Annotated in this window: 20 protein-coding genes and 1 pseudogene; 17 read left to right on the top strand and 4 right to left on the bottom strand. The window is 54.8% G+C overall.

The features are described 5' to 3' along the window. Positions 1–217: 217 nt before the first annotated feature. The 12 genes and pseudogenes from tyrS (at position 218) to JUE67_RS06445 (ending at position 10,768) form a co-directional block, all read left to right on the top strand. The gene (gene tyrS, locus JUE67_RS06500; RefSeq protein ID WP_203626372.1) at positions 218–1,474 is read left to right on the top strand and encodes a tyrosine--tRNA ligase; all 1,257 of its coding nucleotides are present in this window, start codon (positions 218–220) and stop codon (positions 1,472–1,474) included. A 411-nt stretch (positions 1,475–1,885) separates the two neighbouring features. Continuing rightward, positions 1,886–3,127, top strand: coding sequence for a CHAP domain-containing protein (locus tag JUE67_RS06495; RefSeq protein ID WP_203626373.1), 1,242 nt, complete (start codon positions 1,886–1,888; stop codon positions 3,125–3,127). A gap of 63 nt (positions 3,128–3,190) precedes the next feature. Further along, positions 3,191–3,580, top strand: a complete 390-nt coding sequence (locus JUE67_RS06490; protein WP_203637077.1) for a hypothetical protein — start codon at positions 3,191–3,193, stop codon at positions 3,578–3,580. Between the two features lie 488 nt (positions 3,581–4,068). After that, positions 4,069–4,962 (top strand): annotated as a pseudogene (locus JUE67_RS06485) (C40 family peptidase); the annotation flags it as partial. 186 nt (positions 4,963–5,148) lie between these two features. Next, positions 5,149–5,730: a guanylate kinase gene (locus JUE67_RS06480; protein ID WP_225877881.1), complete on the top strand. Its 582-nt coding sequence runs from the start codon at positions 5,149–5,151 to the stop codon at positions 5,728–5,730. Positions 5,731–5,857: 127 nt separating this feature from the next. Continuing rightward, positions 5,858–6,298: a Fur family transcriptional regulator gene (locus JUE67_RS06475; protein ID WP_203626377.1), complete on the top strand. Its 441-nt coding sequence runs from the start codon at positions 5,858–5,860 to the stop codon at positions 6,296–6,298. Between the two features lie 107 nt (positions 6,299–6,405). Beyond that, positions 6,406–6,876, top strand: coding sequence for a hypothetical protein (locus JUE67_RS06470; RefSeq protein WP_203626378.1), 471 nt, complete (start codon positions 6,406–6,408; stop codon positions 6,874–6,876). An 18-nt stretch (positions 6,877–6,894) separates the two neighbouring features. Continuing rightward, on the top strand, positions 6,895–7,710 hold the full coding sequence (locus JUE67_RS06465) for a DUF6681 family protein (protein ID WP_203626379.1): 816 nt from the start codon (positions 6,895–6,897) through the stop codon (positions 7,708–7,710). 161 nt (positions 7,711–7,871) lie between these two features. Further along, the gene (locus tag JUE67_RS06460; protein ID WP_125695813.1) at positions 7,872–8,609 is read left to right on the top strand and encodes an amino acid ABC transporter ATP-binding protein; all 738 of its coding nucleotides are present in this window, start codon (positions 7,872–7,874) and stop codon (positions 8,607–8,609) included. A gap of 12 nt (positions 8,610–8,621) precedes the next feature. After that, the gene (locus tag JUE67_RS06455; RefSeq protein WP_203626380.1) at positions 8,622–9,443 is read left to right on the top strand and encodes a glutamate ABC transporter substrate-binding protein; all 822 of its coding nucleotides are present in this window, start codon (positions 8,622–8,624) and stop codon (positions 9,441–9,443) included. Next, entirely contained in the window at positions 9,443–10,087 is a 645-nt protein-coding gene (locus tag JUE67_RS06450) for an amino acid ABC transporter permease (RefSeq protein WP_203626381.1), read from the top strand. The genes JUE67_RS06455 and JUE67_RS06450 overlap by 1 nt, the downstream gene beginning before the upstream one ends. A 15-nt stretch (positions 10,088–10,102) precedes the next feature. After that, on the top strand, positions 10,103–10,768 hold the full coding sequence (locus tag JUE67_RS06445; protein WP_203626382.1) for an amino acid ABC transporter permease: 666 nt from the start codon (positions 10,103–10,105) through the stop codon (positions 10,766–10,768). 169 nt (positions 10,769–10,937) lie between these two features. On the opposite strand, the gene JUE67_RS06440 is transcribed toward JUE67_RS06445, so the two are convergent. After that, the gene (locus JUE67_RS06440) at positions 10,938–13,364 is read right to left on the bottom strand and encodes a YhgE/Pip domain-containing protein (protein ID WP_203637076.1); all 2,427 of its coding nucleotides are present in this window, start codon (positions 13,362–13,364) and stop codon (positions 10,938–10,940) included. 142 nt (positions 13,365–13,506) lie between these two features. Between JUE67_RS06440 and JUE67_RS06435 the strand changes: the two genes are divergently transcribed. Then, positions 13,507–14,091 (top strand): TetR/AcrR family transcriptional regulator, encoded by a 585-nt coding sequence (locus tag JUE67_RS06435; RefSeq protein ID WP_203626384.1) that lies wholly within the window; start codon positions 13,507–13,509, stop codon positions 14,089–14,091. Positions 14,092–14,272: 181 nt separating this feature from the next. Next, on the top strand, positions 14,273–14,791 hold the full coding sequence (locus JUE67_RS06430; RefSeq protein WP_203626385.1) for a cysteine hydrolase family protein: 519 nt from the start codon (positions 14,273–14,275) through the stop codon (positions 14,789–14,791). 80 nt (positions 14,792–14,871) lie between these two features. On the opposite strand, the gene JUE67_RS06425 is transcribed toward JUE67_RS06430, so the two are convergent. Then, entirely contained in the window at positions 14,872–15,759 is an 888-nt protein-coding gene (locus JUE67_RS06425) for an SDR family oxidoreductase (protein WP_203626386.1), read from the bottom strand. A 115-nt stretch (positions 15,760–15,874) separates the two neighbouring features. Between JUE67_RS06425 and JUE67_RS06420 the strand changes: the two genes are divergently transcribed. Next, the gene (locus JUE67_RS06420) at positions 15,875–16,411 is read left to right on the top strand and encodes a TetR/AcrR family transcriptional regulator (protein ID WP_203626387.1); all 537 of its coding nucleotides are present in this window, start codon (positions 15,875–15,877) and stop codon (positions 16,409–16,411) included. 66 nt (positions 16,412–16,477) lie between these two features. Here JUE67_RS06420 and hflX read toward each other — a convergent pair whose 3' ends face one another. Further along, positions 16,478–17,752, bottom strand: a complete 1,275-nt coding sequence (gene hflX, locus JUE67_RS06415) for a GTPase HflX (protein ID WP_203626388.1) — start codon at positions 17,750–17,752, stop codon at positions 16,478–16,480. A 465-nt stretch (positions 17,753–18,217) separates the two neighbouring features. Here hflX and JUE67_RS06410 point away from each other — a divergent pair, with 465 nt between their 5' ends. Next, a complete protein-coding gene (locus JUE67_RS06410; protein ID WP_203626389.1) occupies positions 18,218–19,156 on the top strand; it encodes a 2-dehydropantoate 2-reductase in 939 nt (312 codons plus the stop codon). 42 nt (positions 19,157–19,198) lie between these two features. On the opposite strand, the gene JUE67_RS06405 is transcribed toward JUE67_RS06410, so the two are convergent. Then, positions 19,199–19,933: a hypothetical protein gene (locus JUE67_RS06405; protein ID WP_203626390.1), complete on the bottom strand. Its 735-nt coding sequence runs from the start codon at positions 19,931–19,933 to the stop codon at positions 19,199–19,201. On the opposite strand from JUE67_RS06405, the gene JUE67_RS06400 reads away from it, so the two are divergent. Next, on the top strand, positions 19,933–20,085 hold the full coding sequence (locus tag JUE67_RS06400; RefSeq protein ID WP_203626391.1) for a hypothetical protein: 153 nt from the start codon (positions 19,933–19,935) through the stop codon (positions 20,083–20,085). The genes JUE67_RS06405 and JUE67_RS06400 overlap by 1 nt on opposite strands. Positions 20,086–20,090 lie beyond the last annotated feature (5 nt).

The raw sequence follows: 20,090 nt of genomic DNA, 5'->3' as shown, positions 1-20,090 counted from the left end.
TTTGTTGCGCGGTCCCAGAGAGTCGGCAGTCGCTGTGAGCCGATCCCGCAACAACACGCGAAATTACGCTCAGTCATTTTGGTCGCGGGTGATGCCGCTATGCATCGTCAAGTGATGGCCTCGGCCATAACAAGGGTGGTACCGCGATGACTCGTCCCTGTTTGCAAATTGCAAGCAGGGACTTTTTTTCGGCCAATGAAAACAAATGGAGGAAAGCATGAATATCTTAGATGAACTCGCATGGCGCGGTGCGCTCAACCAGATGACGGATGAGGCAGGCTTGCGGAAATTAACGACGGAAAAACACGTCGGCATTTATGTCGGAACTGATCCGACTGGGGACTCGCTTCATGTCGGGCATCTGATTCCGTTTATGATGCTTAAACGCTTTCAGCTGATGGGCCACAAGCCGGTGATCTTGATCGGGAGTGGGACCGGCTCGATCGGGGATCCCAGCGGTCGCAATTCCGAGCGTGTGTTGCAGTCGATGGAAACGATTCAAAATAATGCCAAGAAGCTGACGGCGCAGATGGAGCGGATGTTTGGCCGCGACAACTTTGAGATCGTTGACAATTACAGCTGGCTGTCAAAGATCTCGCTGCTGGATTTTCTGCGCGATTACGGCAAACTGTTCCCGGTCAATCAAATGCTGGCCAAGGAGGTTGTCGCCAGCCGGCTTGAAAGCGGCATCTCCTTTACCGAATTCACGTACCAGATTCTCCAATCGGTGGATTTTCTCAAACTTTATCAAAACGAGGACGTGCAGGTGCAGCTGGGCGGCGCCGATCAGTGGGGCAATATTACCGCTGGCATCGATCTGATCCACAAGATCGAAGGGGCGGACGCCAAGGTTTACGGGTTGACCAACCCACTGATGCTCAAGGCGGATGGTACCAAGTTCGGCAAGTCTGCTGGCGGCGCAGTTTGGCTGGATCCAGAGAAGACCTCGCCGTATGAGTTCTACCAGTTCTGGTTCAACCAAGACGACGCCGATGTGGAAAAGTTCCTCAAGTTTTTCACCTTCCTGTCGCAAGACGAGATCGCAGAATTGGTCGAAGCCATGCAGACGCATCCGGAAAAGCGGGAAGCGCAGCGGCGCCTTGCCGAGGAAGTCACCGCCTTCGTTCATGGCGAAGAGGCGGTCAAGCAGGCCGAAGCGATCTCCGCCGCGCTGTTTTCCGGCGATGTTCAGGACCTGACCGCAGACGAGATCAAGCAGGGCTTTTCCCAGGTCCCGCAAAAGTCGTCGCCGGCCGCGGCTGAAAATATCATCGCCTGGCTGGTCGACACCACCGGCATCGAGCCCTCGCGGCGCCAGGCCCGCGAAGACGTACAAAACGGGGCCATCACGGTCAATGGCCAGCGTGAGCAGGACCTTGATGCGGTGATCGATCCAACGAGTCACTTCGATGGCAAATATGTGATCGTGCGGCGCGGGAAGAAGAAATACTTCCTAGTCAACGTGGCCGACTAACATTCATTGAAAATAGGAACGCATCTCGCTGCCAAAACGGGATGCGTTTTTTCATCGGACACGACTTGTATAGACAGCAGACACTTGGTTGTTAAGTAACAAACAATGATCAAATGCAAAATTTTGATTAAGGCGGTCAAACAGCCGCTGCTTATCCTCACAGTGAATTTTTCAAGAGGGCCATCGCATCCCGGGACTGCACAGGGAAACCTTTTGATAATTACAAATTAAAACTTATCGCAAGATGACTCACCAAGTTAGCTAAACGGCGTCACATTGCGGACTGTGACAAAAGTTTGTGACAGCGGAAACGAATTGTTGCCGCATGGTAATTGCCTTGTAATGCTCTCGTAACACACCAACTGTACACTAGCTCTCGTTGAGTAAATCGAAAGTGTAGGTGGACGTGTGATGAAAGCACATCAATTACTAACTGGTATTCTGGCCGCGGGGCTCATACTTGCCTCTGCAGGAGCTGTTGGGGCAACCCCTGTTTCCGCCAGTGCCTCATCCGACGCGCAAAACGCCATTACGGCTAATAAATCTAAGACCGAATTGTTGCTGGACCAGATCTCGACGGCCAACAGCAAGGTCATCAAACTGAATAACGATATCACCGCCAAAAACAAGTCGATCGCCGCGACACAAGACAAGATCGATGACACAACCAAGACCATCACCAAGCTCGGCGGCCAGATCACTGAGGCCAAAGCCGAGGTCAAGGCCCGCGACAATGTCATGAAAAAGCAGCTCAAGTCCTTGCAGAAGCAAGCAGGCGACAGTGTGACCGGTAATGTTTATGTCGATTTCATGCTGAACTCCCAGAGCCTGTCCGACCTTGTGTCCCGCTCCTTCACCGTGAACAAGCTGAACCAGGCGAACAAAGACGCCATGGACTCCGTTGTTAGCGCGAAGAACAAGCTGGCTGGTTTGCAGAAGAACCAGGAAGACAAGAAGACAAGTTTGGTCGACAGCAAAGACAAGCTCGTTTCCGACAAAGCCAACTTGGTCTCTCTTCAAAAAGAAGCCAAGGCTGAGCAATCCGCTTTGAACAAAAAGATCAAAGCGAACCGCTCGACTTTAGTTAAACTCCAGGCTACTTTTGCCAAAGCCCAAGCGGCTGAAGCAGCGGCTTACACCAAGGCACTTGAACAGGCCCAGGCGGCGGCGCGCCAGGCACGCCTTGCCAAACTTGCAAGCACCACTGTTGTCACGAAGAAGGCGGCGACGGTCACCACTTCCGACACGACGACCACGACGAATCAAAACAACTCAAGCAACGGCGCAACGCACGACGCTGGTGACAGCGGCAACAGCTATGCATGGGGTCAGTGCACCTGGTATGTGAAGAGCGTTGCACCATGGGCTGGCAACATGTGGGGCAATGGCGGTCAATGGGGTGCCTCTGCTCAGGCAGCCGGCTTTGATGTTGACCACACGCCTGAAGTTGGCTCGATCATCGTCTTTCTTCCTGGCCAGAGTGTTGGCGGACATTGGACTGCAGACCCAAGCTATGGGCATGTTGCTTATGTTGTCGGCGTTTCCGGCAATGAAGTGACCATTCACCAGGGCGGCATGGGCTTCCCGACACCGGGCGGGCCAAACGAGGACACAATCGGCAATGCCACCAGCTACACCTACATTCACCACTAAGCAACCCTATCAAGAAGACGCGAGATGACATCGCGTCTTCTTTTTCATATTCCAACAGGGAAGATGGTATACTTTGTTTATCAAGGCGAATGGGGCGATAAGATGCGCTATGCGGTAGTCGGTGCGATGTTTCAAGATGGCTCGTTGACAGTTTTTCACAGTGGACTCGATGATGAACCGCTGGATTTTGAAAAAGCGATTCGCCAGGCCCTCAGTCAGGTGATCGCAGGCCTCGCCGCTTCACCGCTGGCAGATCTGCATGCGCTGACGGATGAGGTGATGCAGGTCCTGATGGCCAAACAGGCGGACCTGCATGCGCTGGATGACGAGACGGGGGATAATCTCACCGTCAACTGGCTGGCGGATGACCATTTCATCATCTCAGTCATGGACGAAACGGAGCAGTTTCAGCTTTCTGTCGCCGTGACGCCGATCATCGATACAACGGATTAACCACCGAAGTCGCCGCAACCGGGCGGCTTTTTTTGATCGCGTCATGAAAACGCATCCAAATATGACGTCTGTTATGAGAAACCGCAGACCGTCGCGCGATGTTAACACGTTTGTAACGCAAATGTAACGGCCATCTGCTATCCTCGTAGTTAATGAATCACTGGGGAGTGAGTGGATAAATGAAGTTCTCGAAAGTACTGACTGTTTTCGCCGCTGCGACAATGATTGCCGCCGGTGTTGGGGAAGGCCAAGTCGTATCCGCCGATGACGTCTCGGATGCGCGCGCCGCTGTTTCTGCCAATCAAAGTGAAGGCGCACAACTGCTGGCCAAGATCCAGGTCGCGACCGGTAAAGTCGACAAGCTGAACAACGATGTTTCCGATAAGATCGTTGCGATCGCCAGCACCCGCACGCAGATCACGGCGACCAGCAAGACGATCAAGGCCTATGATGGCAAGATCGCGCAAGCAAGTTCCGAATTGACCTCACGCAAAAAGGTGCTCAAAAAGCAGCTGATCTCCTTGCAGAAAAAGGCAGGGGACAGCGTGACGGGCAACGTTTATTTCGATTTCCTGCTCAACTCGACGAACCTGTCCGACCTTGTTGACCGCACCCTGACGGTCAACAAGCTCGATCAGGCGAACAAAGACGCGATGAACTCTGTGGAAGCCGCCAAGACCAAACTCAGCGACATTCGCAAAGATCAGCAGACGAAAAAGACGCAGCTGGTTGCCAAGCAAGACAAGCTGGTTCAAGATCAAAAGCAGCTTGTGACCTTGAAGAAAGCCGCAGTGAACTCCCAAGCGGCCCTGACCAAGGAATATAACGCGCACAAGACCGAACTTGTCGCGTTGCAAAACAAGCTGAACAGCGCGACGGCCGCGGCGGCAACGCTGAAGGCAGCCAAGGAGACAGAAGCAGCCAAGGCCAAGATGGTTCAGACTGCGACGAACACCCCGGTCAAGGCTGCGACTCAGACCGTCACCGTCTCCAAGAAGAGCACGGCGACAACGACCACACCAAAGGCCAGCGGCAACGCAACCGGCATCGTAGGCATTGCGGAAAATTATCTCGGTGTGCCTTATGTCTATGGCGGCTCCACGCCTAAAGGGTTCGACTGCTCCGGCTTTGTTCAGTACGTTGAGCGTGCTGCAGGTGTCTCACTTCCGCGGACATCTATGGCACAAAGCACAGTTGGCAGTTACGTTTCCCTGAGCAACTTACAGGTCGGCGATCTTGTCTTCTGGGGCGGTGTTGGTAGCGCCTATCATGTCGGTATCTACATTGGCGGCGGTCGCTACATTCATGCACCAGCACCAGGCCAGAGCGTTTCCATCCAGAGCATCTCTTACTTCAGCCCGAGCTTCGGCCGGCGTCTGTAAGCAATAAACGAGAACAAGAATTTGCATCACTCCCTGTCGACCCCGCTGATCCGAGGTCGACTTTTTTCTTCTATATAAATAGCGGTGCACGGACGGCTTTTCCCTGACGCTGGAAAAATGCAACCGTTTTTCGCCGGGACGCAGCGCATTTGGTACAATGTAGAAAAGTGCTTGGAGGGATCCGCGTTGAAACATAATAAATTGATCGTGATCACCGGCGCGACTGGGACGGGCAAGACCACGGTCAGCAGCTATTTAACAGAGCAGTATCGCATTCGTCGGGTGATGACGCACACCACCCGGCCGCCGCGTCCCGGCGAACAAAATGGGGTGGATTATTATTTTGAGACGCCGGAGAGCTTTGCGACCAAGCATTTCATCGAGCATGTGACGTATGCCGGGTATGAATACGGGTCGTCATATGAGTCGCTGAACAAGGCATGGGCGAAGGCAAACTTTTGCAGCATCGTGCTGGACACCAAAGGCGCGATCACATATGCGAAGGAGCTTGGCGACAAGATCTCGATTCTCTATCTGACGATCAAGGATCCATCGATCTTAAAGGCGCGCCTGCTTAATCGCGGCGATGACCCCGAGATGGTCGAAAAACGGCTTGCCAGTCCGGAGTACACGCGCGACCTGACGCTGCCGGCTGAGTTGAGTGACCTGTCGACGGTGATCGTCAATGACGATTGGGAGACGGCTAAGCGCCACATCGACGCCTATATCAAGGATTGTGCCCTGCGTGCGGTGGGGTTGCGGGACTGAGTTGCGACGTCCAGCCCGGTGTCGCCTAAATCGTAATGGCTGAAAGAAACGCCTTGAACACGCCAATTTTGTGTGCTAAGCTGTAGCTGTTAATCGTAATGATGATTTTTCGGCAAGGAGGCACATGATGGATCAGGCAACGATCGCGATCGCGCGGATGAAGGACAATGGGCTGCGGGTGACCAAGCAGCGTCGTGACATGGTGGCTTATTTGGCCAAGCACGAAGAAAGTTACGTCAAGGTGACCAGTGTGGATCAGTACATGCGTAGCCGGTATCCAGGCCTCTCGCATGACACGATCTATCGCAATGTGAAAGAGTTCCAGAAGCTTGGAATCCTCGAATCCGATGTGGAAAATGAGCAGGCGATCATCAAGTTGCAGTGTGACTTCAACCACCCGCATCATCACCACTTCATCTGTACGAATTGCCATCGCGTGCAGGAGCTTCAGATGTGCCCGCTGGATTACTTTGAGGATCAGGTGCCTGGCGCCAAGATCTCGAGTCACAATTTCGAGCTTTATGGTATCTGCGCGGATTGCGCAGCGAAAATGGCGGCCACAAAATGAATAGATGTATTCTGCGCGCAGAGTTGCGCGCCTTTTTTGTTTCTTAACCAGCAACTGGTGCGAATTAAGGTACACTAGAAATAAAGTTTGCCAAAGGAGGCCTGGAGATGGCTTATCGGACACCGCCGTTGATATCACCGGCTGCGATCGTTTCTATCATTATTCTGATATCTGGGTATAACATCATCAACGTCTCGGTCAACCCGTCGAGTCAGCCCAAGTCGGCCGAGTCGCAAAGTCTTTCGATCTCGCGGCAAAAAGCCAGCGAGAGCCTTTCCAGTAGCACGAGCAGCAAGCCAAAACCGCCAACGGATGACAGCTCATCTTCAAGTAGCAGCGAGTCGAGCAGTGCGTCCAGCGACAGTACAAATTCGACATCTAGCAGTCGCGATACTACCAGCACCAGCAGTTCAAGTGCGGAGAAGGCCAGTAGCAGCTCATCGGCGAAGGAGAAGGACGCAAGCTCGAGTAGCCGTGACGAGGACGCCAGCAGCGAGAGCAGTAGTGCTGCAACGAGCAGTGGCAGTGACTCGAGCGCTACCGGCAGCACGGATGAGGCGACCACAGATGGCGAGTAACGAAGGGAGGCGTGGCCAGTGCTAACATTATTGGATCTGCTTAATCGCTTGTTGGGCTATTTTAATATTCAAGATAAAGCGAAAGGCCGTGCCTTCACCATCGTGGCGTTTGCGGCCAACTTTTATTTGCTGGTCGTCGCGATCATGAATTTGCGATATGCGAATTACCGCATTTACGGCATCGTCTTTTTGATCAGCTTTCTGGTGCTATTTTATTTCATCGTCATCAACTTCATTTATTATTTCACTGATAAACAGGTGCCGTGGGACATCTCGCGCAAGGTCGAGAAGCTCCTCGGCGGCGACAAGGCCCACCTCAAGGAAACGGAGAATCAGCTCAAGCATCAGGCTCCGCTTGGCGCGTCAAATGGCCTGTTTGCCAGTGACAAGCTCTTGCCGGCAACTGTCAGCATCAGTCCCGCGCAACGCGAAAATCTGACCGCGCTGGTCGATACCTTGGTGCAACAGGGCTCCCTCAGCCTCAATTATCAGGGACTGGACGACGCGATGATTCTGCGCGTGGCCCAAGAGACAAAACAGCCGGTCCAGGCACTTGGCAGCGGCTTTGAACTCCCATTTTTCGACCTGCAGGCGCGTGACTCGACGCTCGTGGTGCTTGGCGGGCTCAATGCGCTTCAGGTCAGCGAATTGGCCACAGTCGAGCGGGTCGGCCTGATGCCAGTCGCGGCGGCGCAAAAAGATTTTTCACTGGCGCTGGCACATGTTTTCTTGACCGGCGGCGAGGAAAAACAGCTTGGCAGGCGCGGTCTTATCACAAAGCGTTTACCCTATAAACTAGTCGTCCAGCTGGCGTATACGGCGAAGAATGAGTGACCTTGCGACGCGATCGTTTGCATTTGTGGGTGGTTTTCTGGTTAAATAGAACTAATCACTGTGTTTTCTAGTGGAGATGCGAAAAGCTGCCACCACGTTCAGCTGGTGGCGGCTTTTTGTATTCATCAGGAATGACACTGACCAAACAAGGAGGGATCAGGATGTCGATGATCGAGTTTCATGACGTCGAGAAGTATTACGGGAAGTTTCATGCGCTTAAGGATATCAATTTGACCATTGAGCGCGGTGAAGTGGTGACGATCATTGGCCCGTCAGGCTCAGGGAAAAGTACCCTGCTGCGGACCATCAACGGCCTCGAGCGGATCTCGTCCGGCCAGTTGATCGTAAACAATTTTGACTTGGCCGACAAAAAGACCAACATGAATAAGATTCGGAAAAATGTGGGGATGGTCTTCCAGCACTTTAATCTCTATGCCAACAAAACGATCTTGGACAACATCACGCTCGGCCCATTGATGGTCCTGAAGCGCGACAAGGCCGAGGTCGAAAAAGAGGCCTACGACTTGCTCGACATGGTCGGGCTCAAGGATCAGGCGAAAAAGTATCCGGCGATGCTGTCTGGTGGGCAAAAACAGCGTGTGGCGATCGCGCGCAGTCTGGCGATGAAGCCGGCCGCCATTTTGTTCGACGAACCGACCTCTGCGCTGGATCCCGAAATGATCGGGGATGTGCTGGATGTCATGCAGACGATTGCCAAGGAAGGCATGACGATGGTCGTCGTCACTCACGAAATGGGCTTTGCCCGACGCGTGGGCGACCGCATCGTCTTTATGGCAGACGGCCAAATTCTTGAGGACGCCAGCGATGTCAACGGGTTCTTCGATCACCCGAAGGAACCGCGGGCCCAGGAGTTCATCAGCAAGATTCTCAATCATTAAGGGGGCAGTGCCATGCAGAAATGGAAAAAGTGGCTTGCCTTAGCTGCCACCATGCTCGTGGCGCTTGCGCTCAGCGGCTGCGGCCAAAACGCAGCGAGCCGGGATGCGTTGGCGCATGCGAAGCAAACAGACACGCTCGTTTGGGGCGTGAAAGCCGACACCCGCTTGTTTGGGCTGATGAATATCAAAACCGGTAAGATCGAAGGCTTTGACATCGATATGGCCAAGGCCCTGACCAAGCAAGTCTTAGGCAAAAAGGGGAAGGCGCAGCTCGTTCAAGTCACCTCTGATACCCGGGTGCCGATGCTCAAAGGCGGCAACGTGGACGCCGTGATCGCCACCATGACGATCACTCCGGAGCGGGAAAAGGTGCTCGATTTCACCGATTCGTATTTCAACGCCGGCCAGTCGCTGCTGGTCGCTAAAGGCAGCAAGATCAAAAGCGTCAAAGACCTGACCGCCGACACCAAGGTGATCGGGGTCCAAGGCTCAAATTCGGTCGACAACATCAAAAAAGCCGCGCCGCAGACGACTGTTTTGCAGCTGTCGGATTACGCGCAGGCCTTCACCGCGCTCAAGTCGCATCAAGGGGATGCCCTGACGACTGATAACGGGATTCTTTACGGGATGAGCCAGCAGGATAGCAATTATGTTGTTGTCGGCGGCATGTTCACCAAGGAACCTTATGGCATTGCGCTCAACAAAGGCCAGACTGCGCTGCAGCAGGCGCTGAACAAGGCGCTGAAGACCCTGCGCGCCAACGGGACCTACGAAAAACTCGTCAACAAGTGGTTTGGTGATATTCCGGGCTTTGATATCAAGGAGGTGGAATGATGTTCACGATTCTTTTTGATCACGCCTCAGAACTGTTTTCCGGCCTCGGGTACACGCTCGGCGCCAGTCTCATCGCGCTGATCGGCAGCCTTGTGCTCGGCACCTTGTTTGCCCTGATGGAGATCGGGCAGCATAAATGGGTGCGCGTGATCGGCCGCGCCTATGTCGAGGTCGTCCGCAACATTCCGCTGTTGGTCATCACGATGGGCTTTTACGTGATCGTGCCGATGTTTATCGTCCAGGTCGACGGGTTCACCGCGGGCACGATCGGCCTGACGATCTACACCAGCGCGTTTATCGCCGAGACCATTCGATCGGGGATTCAATCCGTTTCCTCTGGCCAGATGGAAGGCGCGCGCTCAGTTGGGTTGACCTATTATCAGGCGATGTTCCACATTATTTTTCCCCAGGCGATCAAGATCGTCATTCCACCGCTGGGCAACCAGTTCATCAACCTGGTGAAAAATAGTTCGATCTTGGCGTTCGTGGCCGGCTTTGACTTGATGTACCAGGGGAAGATCATTGCCAATTCGACCTTCAACACCTTCGATACTTATCTGGCGGTCGGACTCTTGTACCTGATCGTCACCATGCCGCTTTCGTACTTGATGCGGTTTCTCGAGAAAAAATGGAAGACAGCCTAATAGGAGGGGTGCATAATGCAAAACTTTATTGATGCGTATTCTGCGATCAACCTCCGCTATTTGTTCGAGGGGTTGTGGATCACAACAGAGGTCTCTGTAGTCTCGATCTTCTTCAGTTTTATCATCGGCACGCTGATGGGCGTGGCGCGATATGTCAATATCAAATACTTCAGTGCGATCATCGGTTTTATTATCGACTTGATTCGCAATCTGCCGCTTCTGCTGATTCTCTTTTTCACCTACTTCGCGCTTCCGAACATCGGCGTGCGGCTGGCGGTGATTCCGGCGTCGATCGTGGCGATGACGGTGTTTGAATCCGCGATGCTCGCGGAGATCATCCGCAGTGGGATCAACGCGGTGCCGGTCGGCCAAATGGAGGCCGCCCGCAGCAATGGCCTGACTTATGTGCAGGCCATGACGGTGGTGATCTTGCCACAAGCATTCAAGGCGATGATTCCGGCTCTCGTCAGCCAGTTCATTTCGCTGGTCAAGGATACAAGTTTGGCGACGATCATTTTGTTGCCGGAATTGACCTATCATGCGCAGATCATTTACGGGCAAGACGTCAACTACACGATTCCGATGTTCGTGGCGCTGGCTGTGCTGTACTTTGTGTTCAACTACGCGCTGTCTTTGATCTCACGGGTCATCGACCGGCGTATGAGTCGGACGCGGGCATAACGGCAGTGGGCTAAATGGCGGACCCAAAACCGACATTTGGCCCAGGCCAGCGCAGCGAAATGAGCCACGGATCGAACGGCCCGAACTAGCTAAAGCAGAAAGAAAAAATAGTTCGGACGCGCAACGACGATTGTTGCGCGCCCGAACTATTTTTGCGTGGTGCCTGTGTTTATTTTGCCGGTGCCGGTTCTGCTGGCCACTCAATATCCGTGAAGCGATGAGCCTTGCGCACATAATGGATCAGGCCGAGCAAGGAGAAACCGGTGAAGATGCAGAAAAGTACGAGCAGATCGGTGCCAGGGAATGTGCCGATCATGAGGGTGTGGCGCAGCGCATCGACGACATAGGTGAGCGGCAGGAATGGGTGAATTGCTTCAAAGAAGCCGCCCGACAGCTGGATCGGATAGGTGCCAGCCGAGCCGCCCAGCTGGAGGACGAGGATGATCATGGCGAGGAAGGACCCGGATTTGCCCAGTGCCAAGTTTAGCCAGGTGACCAGGCTCATGAAGGTGACCGCGGTGAGCGCCAGGACCAGCCAAGTCTGGAAAAGATGGACCGGCGCCAACCCGACGAAGCCGACCATGCTGGCTAGCAGGATCGTCGCAGCGAGGACCGCCACGCCGTCCAGGAAGACGACCTTGCTACCCCACCAGGCGACGCCGTGTTTTGGCTTGGCATACGGCGTGTCCGTATCAAACATCAAATTCATCGCCAAGGCACAGACAAACAAGGAAACGCCGAGCATGTAAGGGGCCATCCCGGTGCCGTTATTGGCGACCGTATCTTCTTCGGTCTGCTTAAGACTGACGGGGGATGCAAATGCAGTCGATTGGTTGTGAGAATAGTGGAGGGTCGGAAGCGTGCGGGTCGCCGTGGCGAGCTTGGCCGAAAGCGTCGTGGCGCCAGTCGCCAGTTTCTGTGAGCCGGTCGCAAGCGTTGCGGTGCTGCTGGCGGCTGTTTGGCTCCCCGCGGAAGCAGTGGTCAACCCGGTCGTGAGGGTCGTTGCCCCGCTGTTGAGGCGCTGGCCTTGAGAGGTGAGCGTCTCAAGGCCGCTGGTCAGTTGGGTCGCACCACTGGCTAGTTGCGAAACCCCGCTGGTCATTGACTCGATCTTTGGCGTGGCTGCCTGCAGGCCACTGCTCAGCTGCTCGGCGCTAGTTTCAAGCTGGGCATTTGCCGTCACTGTTTTGGCCAGCCCAGCGCTCAACTGCTGACTGCCCGCCGCGAGTTTGGTCGTGCCTTGCGCAACGGCCTGGTTGGCTTGGGCAAGGCGGGTGGCGCCGGTGGTCAGTTGAGCCAGCGCGGTCTGGGTGGTCGTCGTATCCGTTGCTGTCGCGGCGCCGAGCTGGGTGAGTGCAGTCTGAAGCTGAGTCAAAAGCGGGCTCAGCGCCTTGAGCTGTTGTGCTTGCGCTGCGCTGACTGTCTGACTTGCGGCGTCTTGCATGGCCTGGGTCTGGGCAGCGGTCAGATCAAGGCTGCTGGCTTCTTTGGCCAAGGCCTCGCTGACGGCCGTACTTGCCGTGTCACTGTCAAGGCCTTTGAGCGCGGTCTGGACGGCTGCGGTGAGCTTGCTGAGGCCCGCAAGCTGCGTCTGGGCAGCGTTGCTCTTCGCCGTCGCCGACTGAAGGACAGTGCTGAAAGTCGCCAGGTTGGTGGCCAGCGCCTGACTATTTTGGGCAATACTGGTCGTGCTGGTCTTCAGCGTCTGAATATTTGAATTGAGGTCCGCCGCACCGCCTTGCAGCTTAGCGAGTGCTGGTTGGAGCTGGGCCAAGCCGCTGCTGATAGTGGCCGCACCGGTCGTGAGTTTTGTCATGCCGCTGGTCAATGCAGGTAGTTCGGCGGAAGTGGTGGTCAGGCCGGCGCTGATTTTCTCACTGCCGCTTTCCGCAGTGGCGACCGCCTGCACATAGGCGCCGATACCTGTTTTCAGCGTTTGACTTCCTTGATCGAGGGTCAGTGTGCCGTTTGCGAGTTTCTTCAAGGCACTCGCCAGCTGTTTTGATCCGCTCGCCGCCGTTGTGCTCCCAGATGCGAGGGTCTTGCTACCCGTGCTGGCTTGTTTGAGGCCGCCTTCAAGCTGGGTGACGGCTGCGACGAGGGTCTTAGCGTATTGTGCGGCGATCTGGCCATTCAGGGTCTTTTGCATTGTGGTTGCGGCGCTGCTCGCCATTTTCCCGGCAATGAAGCTGTGACCCGAACTGGTCGCAAGCTTCAAGGTCATCGTCTTGGGCGTCTTGCTCAAGAGCGTCGTCGCGTTCTTGGAAAAATCGGTCGGAATCGTATAAACGGCGTAATATTTCCCCGACTTCAGGCCGGCTGCGGCTTCCTTGGCCGTCGCTTGTTTGAAATCAAGCGGCTTGCTCTTGCGCAGGTTGGCGCTCAGGTCCTTGCCAACAGACAGGGTGGCCCCATTCATCGTGGCTGCCTGATCTTCGTTGACGATTGCAACCGGCAGCTCATCGAGTTTGCCGTACGGGTCCCACATCGAACTGAGGAACGTCACGCCATAGATCGCGGGAATCAGGGCGATCGCGAAACAGACGATGAGCATGAATTTATTTTTGAGGAGGTGTTGCCATTCTGCTTTGAGCATCTGCAAGTTCCTTTCTGTTTCGCGCTGCAAAATCGTTATTGAATATACTGATTTTTCAGGCGCGTGCAACCCAATTTGACGCATCGTGGGGCTTATGCCACACTATGGGGTAAACTGGGGTCAAAGAAAGGGGTTGCAGGTCATGACAGAGGATCGACGAAGTGTGCGCACGGAACAGGCGATTCGGGCTGCCTATGAAGCGTTGGTGATCGAAAAAGGGGTCGCCCCGATCAAGGTTTCGGAGCTGACCGAGTGTGCCGGCATCAATCGCAAGACTTTTTACCTGCATTACGACACCATCGATGACCTGATGTGGTCCTATGCCGATTCGATCTCCGATGAACTCACCGCGCGGCTCAGCGAGCACTCCTACGATGAGTACGCCTCGCATCGCGGCCTCCTGTTGTCTGTTTTCGTCGACTTCCTCGAGACGAATCACGATTTCTATAATTATGTGATGACGCATGAGACATATGGTCACACGGATCAGAAGGTGCAGGAACGCCTGATCGAGGAGATCGCCGGTGGCATTCGCGACAATCGGCGGATCGACCATGATTATTCGGTCCTGTTTGCGACGTTTATTGTGACCAATATGATGGCGATGTTGCGGATGCAGGTGAATGGGTATACGCATTTTCCAAAAATGGAGATCCGCGCCGCGATCACCAAATTGAATGTCAGCGGGCTGAGCGGCTTCGACGTGTTGAAGCCAGCGGAAAACTAAACTGGCGACACCAAAAAGCGGGTGGCCCTGCATCGATGAGGATGCGGGGCCACCCGCTATTTTTCCGGCCGGGCTTTTCAGCGTGCAGGCGGTTTTGATGTGACACGCCTTCGTTTGCAGCTTTTCTGCGCGTTCTTACAGCATTATGCTTGGAAAAACTAAATCGTGAAGGAAGATCAAGATGGCGCATCAACTCTCAAATGGCGCGCTGCTCAGTATCGATGTGCAGCAGGGCTCGCGGCTGCTGGCAAACTTATTGCCACAGACGACAAAAACACAATATCGCGGTATGGTCGCGACGCATCAGGCGCTCGTGTCGGCCTTTTCGCAAAGCGGCCAACTGGCAGTGATCGTGACCGATGTCCCGCCATTTCTCCGGCAGAACGGGTGGTTTGGCCGCTCATTGCTCGAGGGTGAAGAAGGAACTGACCTTTTGCGCCTGCAAAAGCCAACGCCCAGCGCATTTGCCCATACTGACTTGGCGGCACGGCTGCGATCACGTGGCATTACAGACTTGTTTGTGTGCGGGTTTGTCGCCGAAGACGGGGTGCTGAACACTGTGAAAGATGCCGTTGCATTGGGGTTTTCGGTGACGGTGATCCGCGATGCAACGATCGCGCGCAATGCCAAGGGCCGGGCGCGCAGCTTTGCGCAATTTCCGCGAGTCAGCACAACCGATGAGGTGCTCGCCTTGTTGTAATTATTTTTTTCCAGCTCTGGGCCGCCTCAGAATGGAAAATCAGCAGTATTAGCGCGAAAAGTGAGTGGCCCGCGGCACGACTACTGAACCTGATCAAACGCAGCTTTTAACTGTGGCATGACATCTTTCAGACGCTGCATCCCAAGCTGAGGGCGATGGGCCTGCAGATCCGCATAGAAATCCGGTTTCCGCTGGCCTTGGGCGCTTTTCATCATGCTGAGCGCAAAGGCGGGTGGCAGGACCTTTTTGAGCTGGGCTAAGCGCTCGTCGTCCGTCACAGTCTGCCAAGTCAAGTCTGGGATGCCAAGGCCGGCCGCAAGTTCTGCAACCAGGTCGTAGCCGGTGAGCCACTGACTGATGGCATAGCGCACGTCATTTTGAGTGGGTGTCGTGTTCAGTGCCTCAACGACCACCTTGGCAATATCCTGCGGGGCGACCCAGCCAGTGCAAATCGTGGCGGGAAAATTCCGATAGAGCTTGTGGTCGTGTTTGATCGTCGCCATGTCTCCGGCGAGGTTGGCAAAAAAGCCAACAGGACGGACGAACGTATACGTCACATCGGGTGCGGCACGTAAAATATTTTCCATGATGTGATAGGTATAAAGGGAGCCAACTTCCGGCCCTTGGTCTGCGCCAACGCTGGATAGATCAACCACGCGGTGCACATCGGCTGCCACGATCGCAATTCGGTAGCGCTCGGCCAAGGCCCTGCCCGCCTCAACAATGTCCTGTCCCATGGCCGGCCGTCCGGTCAACATGATGTAGACGGCATCCGCGCCGGTGAACGCGTCTGTCAAAAATGCGGTGTCTTCGATCGAGCCGACCTGAGCGTGTGCGCCGAGCTGCTCGATTTCCGGCACGCGCGCCTCGCTGGAGGTGATCACCGTCACGTCATGGCCCTGTGCGACCAAGGCAGGGATGGTGAAGGAATTGATGTGGCCTAATGACCCGACTAATGTGAGTTTCATTCTGCTGGCTTCCTTTCAAAGATAAGCTTATCTTTTAAACGCAACGTCATTATAAAAGATACGTTTATCTTTTTCAATATTGTATTTTTACCGAGGGCCTTCTACACTTGAGATTATGAAAACCAAAGACGATGACAAATATGCGCGCATTATCGACGCCACAACGGCCCTGATTCTCGCACAAGGGGCCGCGGCCGTTTCGACAACGCAGGTCGCAAAAAAAGTGGGCATTGCCCAATCGAATATCTACCTCTATTTTGAAAATAAAGATGATCTCCTCCTTCAGACACTGACGACGCAACAGGCGCGCGTGCAGGCTTATTTTGATGGCCACTTCGATTCGCTTGCCCCGCTAGTCGCTCAGCTGCATCAATATATTGATCTGCTGGCAGGTTTTGCCGTGGCTGAACCGGGGGCGTTGACGGTGATCGATCAGATCAAGCAACTGCCGGGGACACCGGCTGAACATCCTGAAGCGCTTTTTGCGGCGCCATTGGTCACGGCTGGGATCAAGGCGGGTCTGCTGCGTGATCTACCACCGGAACTCCATCTGACCGTGATCTTCAACGTGATCAGACACTGGGCACAACTCAAGCCGCGGCCTGAGTTTGCGCAGGTGCACGCCATGATCTGGGCGGCGGTGGCCAAGTAATAGACGACACCAAAAAGCGGGTGGTCCTGCATCGATGAGGATGCGGGGCCACCCACTATTTTTACCTTAATCTTCGACTTGATACTTCTTCAGCTTGCCGGCCTGAATTGGGTCGACGGTCGCGACGAGCTTGGTGCCGGCCTCGACGTAATCGGTGCTGGCGACGGCCGTTTCGCGCTGCATATAATCCACGATCTGGCCCTGATCAAACGGCACCAGGTACGTGTGGGTCTCATGATCCGCGTAAATGTGCTTGGTGATCAGCTCGATCAACGCGGCCAGCGACTTGTCATCGCGCGCCGAGTAGACGATGTTGTCGCCGTCAACTTGCGGGAATAAGGTGGCATCGCGCAGGTCAGCCTTGTTGTAGGCCATGATCATCGGAATGTTCTCGATGCCGATGTCCTTGAGCGTTTTTTCCGTGATCGCCATCATTTCCGGGTAATGCGGATCGGCGTAATCGACGACTTGAATCAAGAGGTCGGCATTCGCCGCTTCCGCCAGCGTGGCCTTGAAGGAATCCACCAACTGATGCGGCAACTTGGAGACGAAGCCAACCGTGTCAGACAACAGGAACTTCCGATTGTCCGGCAGGGTGAGTTGGCGGACACTGGTATCCAAGGTCGCGAACAACATATCCTTTTCGAAAACAGTTTTGGTCTCCGGATGATCGGCGTAACGCTCAAGCAGGCCGTTCATCGTGGTGGATTTGCCGGCGTTGGTATAGCCGACGAGCGCAACGACGGGGATGCGGTTCTCCTCGCGTTTGGCGCGGCGCACCTCAGCGCCCACGTCTGCCTCCTTGAGGTCGCGGCGCAGTTTGGCGATGCGCTTATTCAGCACGCGCCGATCCATTTCGAGCTTCGTTTCACCGGCCCCACGGTTGGCCAGACCGCCCCCGCCACCTTGCTGATCCAGTTTGTTGGCGCTGGGATGCAGGCGCGGCAAGGCGTATTGCAGCTGGGCGATCTCGACTTGGGTGATCGCGGTCTTGCTGCGAGCCCGGGTGGCAAAAATATCCAGAATCAGCTGCGTGCGATCGGAGACCTTCACGCCCACGCCTTTCTCGATGTTTCGCAGCTGTGACGGCGACAACTCATCATTGACGATCAGCCGGGTTGCATCATTGGCCAAGGCGAGTTCCTTGATCTCGTCCAACTTGCCGGCGCCAAAATAAGTGCCAGCAAGCGAGCGGTCCAGGTTCTGGCGAATCTCGCCAACCACATCGTAATTGTTTGCGGCCGCGAGATTTTTCAATTCGGTCATACTGTAGTCAAAATTTTCTTGCATGCGGGAGATCCCGCTGACGATCACTTTTTCGTTAGGTTGTAAAACGTCCATATTTTCCTCCATGAGGCGGCAGCGAGGGGCGCGCGGGCGAAAACGGCGCTCAGGAGCGTGTTTGCTCGTATCTCTACGGCGACTAGATCACTTATCCAATTGCACAAAAAAAGAAGCCGAGCCCGGCTTCGATGGCGACCTAAACAGGCCACTGGCGAGACGCGCAGCGCTGCCGCAAAAAGCGGTGATTTTTCACTTCAACTGATCACGGCGAATGCGCATGACGACTGCCTCCCTTCGTTTCTATACGGCAAGTGTACCAGATTTGGAAAAGATTAACCAGAAACAGGGTGCGGAGCCGGGCGTACAGGGCCGTGGGATGGCGGGGCAGCTAACTTGGCTCATGCGGTTGATGGCGCCCTTGGCTTTTGAACGAACTAGCCCGCAGATTTTTACCCCATGCCCCAACTTTCATCTTCGTTTAATGTGCGCCTGCTATCCTAAACATTGAAAGGGATGACACGAATGAAGATCACGGTCTTAGGTGCTGGCGGCATGGGCAGCCGGTTTGCGCTGATGTTGCATCGGGCAGGAAATGAGGTCACGTTGGTCGATGGCTGGCAGGCCAATATTGACGCGATCAGAAAAGATGGGCTGCAGGCGGACTTCAATGGCGAGCGGGTGACGGCGAAACTGCCGATCTATTCGCCGGCAGAGATCGACCGCATCGGCGACCAGGCAGATCTGATCATTGTTTTCACCAAGTCCAATCAGCTGACCACGATGTTCGACGCGGTACGCCCGATCATCAATGCCGAGACCTATGTGCTTTGCCTGCTAAACGGCATCGGGCACGAGGATGTGTTGGAAAAATACGTCGCGAAGGATCATCTGTTGCTCGGCATCACCATGTGGACCGCCGGAATGACCGGCCCTGGGCACGTGACGCTTGTCGGCAACGGGAATGTCGAGCTGCAAAACTTTGCGCCAGCAGGAAAGAATTTTGCCCAGCAGGTCGTGCAAGTCTTCGATGATGCTGGGCTCAACGCGACCTATAGCGACAACGTCAAATACGCAATCTGGCGCAAGGCGTGCGTGAATGGGACGCTGAATAGTCTGTGCGCGCTACTGGCCTGCAATATCGGCGAGCTGGGCAAAACGCATGGAATCGAAGGCCTCCTCAAGGCGATCATTGCGGAGTTTGCCGCAGTTGGTGCACATGAGGGACTGCAGCTGGACCAGGCTGAGATCTATCAACACGTCGCGGCGACCTTTACCTCGGACATCGCGGATCATTATCCCTCGATGTATCAAGACCTTGTGATCAATCATCGCAAGACCGAGATCGACTTTATCAATGGGACCGTTTGGCGTAAGGGCGAGCAATACGGCGTGCCAACACCGGATTGCCAGCTTTTGACCCAACTGATTCAGATGAAAGAAGCCTTGGTCAAAGCCAAATAGGATGTGCGAAGCGCTGCCTCTGTGGGTGGCGCTTTTTTTCGGTTAAAATTGATTCTGAAAACTGGCCAGTGGCTGGTCGTGCAAGGCGGCGGCGAGACCCGGAATCTCAGCCATCCAGGCCCGCTCGTCTTCAGAAGGACGGATTGCGGCAGGCCTCAGCGCATGTGTTCGAGCCAACGCTCCGAGCTCAGCGGGGAGCCAGACGCTGTGCCTACCGTAGACCTGTAAAATGTGACGCCGATTGTCGACCAGTGCATCTGCGAACCCATTCCGTTCCAAGAGTCGTAAGCCTTCGATCATTGGCGTGGTTGCTTGGTAGACGGTGTCGGCGTCCGGCAGACTTTGAATCATATGAGTGAGAAATTGTTGTTGGATGTTGTCGGTTAAATTGACGATTCGCACATTTCCAAGCCGTGAGAGATATGTTTGCGCTTCGGCCTTTTTGTGCTGGAACAAGGCTTGATAGATCACGGGAATACATAGCATGGCCACGTCCTCGGGATACGAGGCGCTATTTCGATATGGCCTTAGTTTGCGCCACAGTCGTGCGGCGAGCGTAAATGTATTTTCAACCCGACCGAGAAGGCGCGTTGCTGTACGCCACTGTGCATGAGTCAGTATCGACTCCGACATCGCAAGTCGCCACAGGCTATCTCGTTCGGCTTCGTTAAGGGGCCAGTCTGCCCACTGATCGAGTTTTTCCAGCGCGGCGCGGGCGACTGGCCTTAGCGCGCGTGCTTCTTTTGCGACGGCCGATACTTGCTGTCGATGAGGCATTGTCTGGACTAGATGATGCGGCGGGGGATGCGCTTGTTCAGCTAATTCTTGGCCTGCCGAATGCGGTAGTCGAGATCGAACATCACCTTTCGTCGGACAACCGAAGCCGCTTCGATCTGATCTTCGACACAAAAAGCGACGCAAACAAATAGACCTG

This window comes from Lacticaseibacillus mingshuiensis (genome assembly GCF_016861785.1).
Lineage (GTDB): Bacteria > Bacillota > Bacilli > Lactobacillales > Lactobacillaceae > Lacticaseibacillus > Lacticaseibacillus mingshuiensis.
This window is presented reverse-complemented; position numbering and strand designations above follow the sequence as displayed.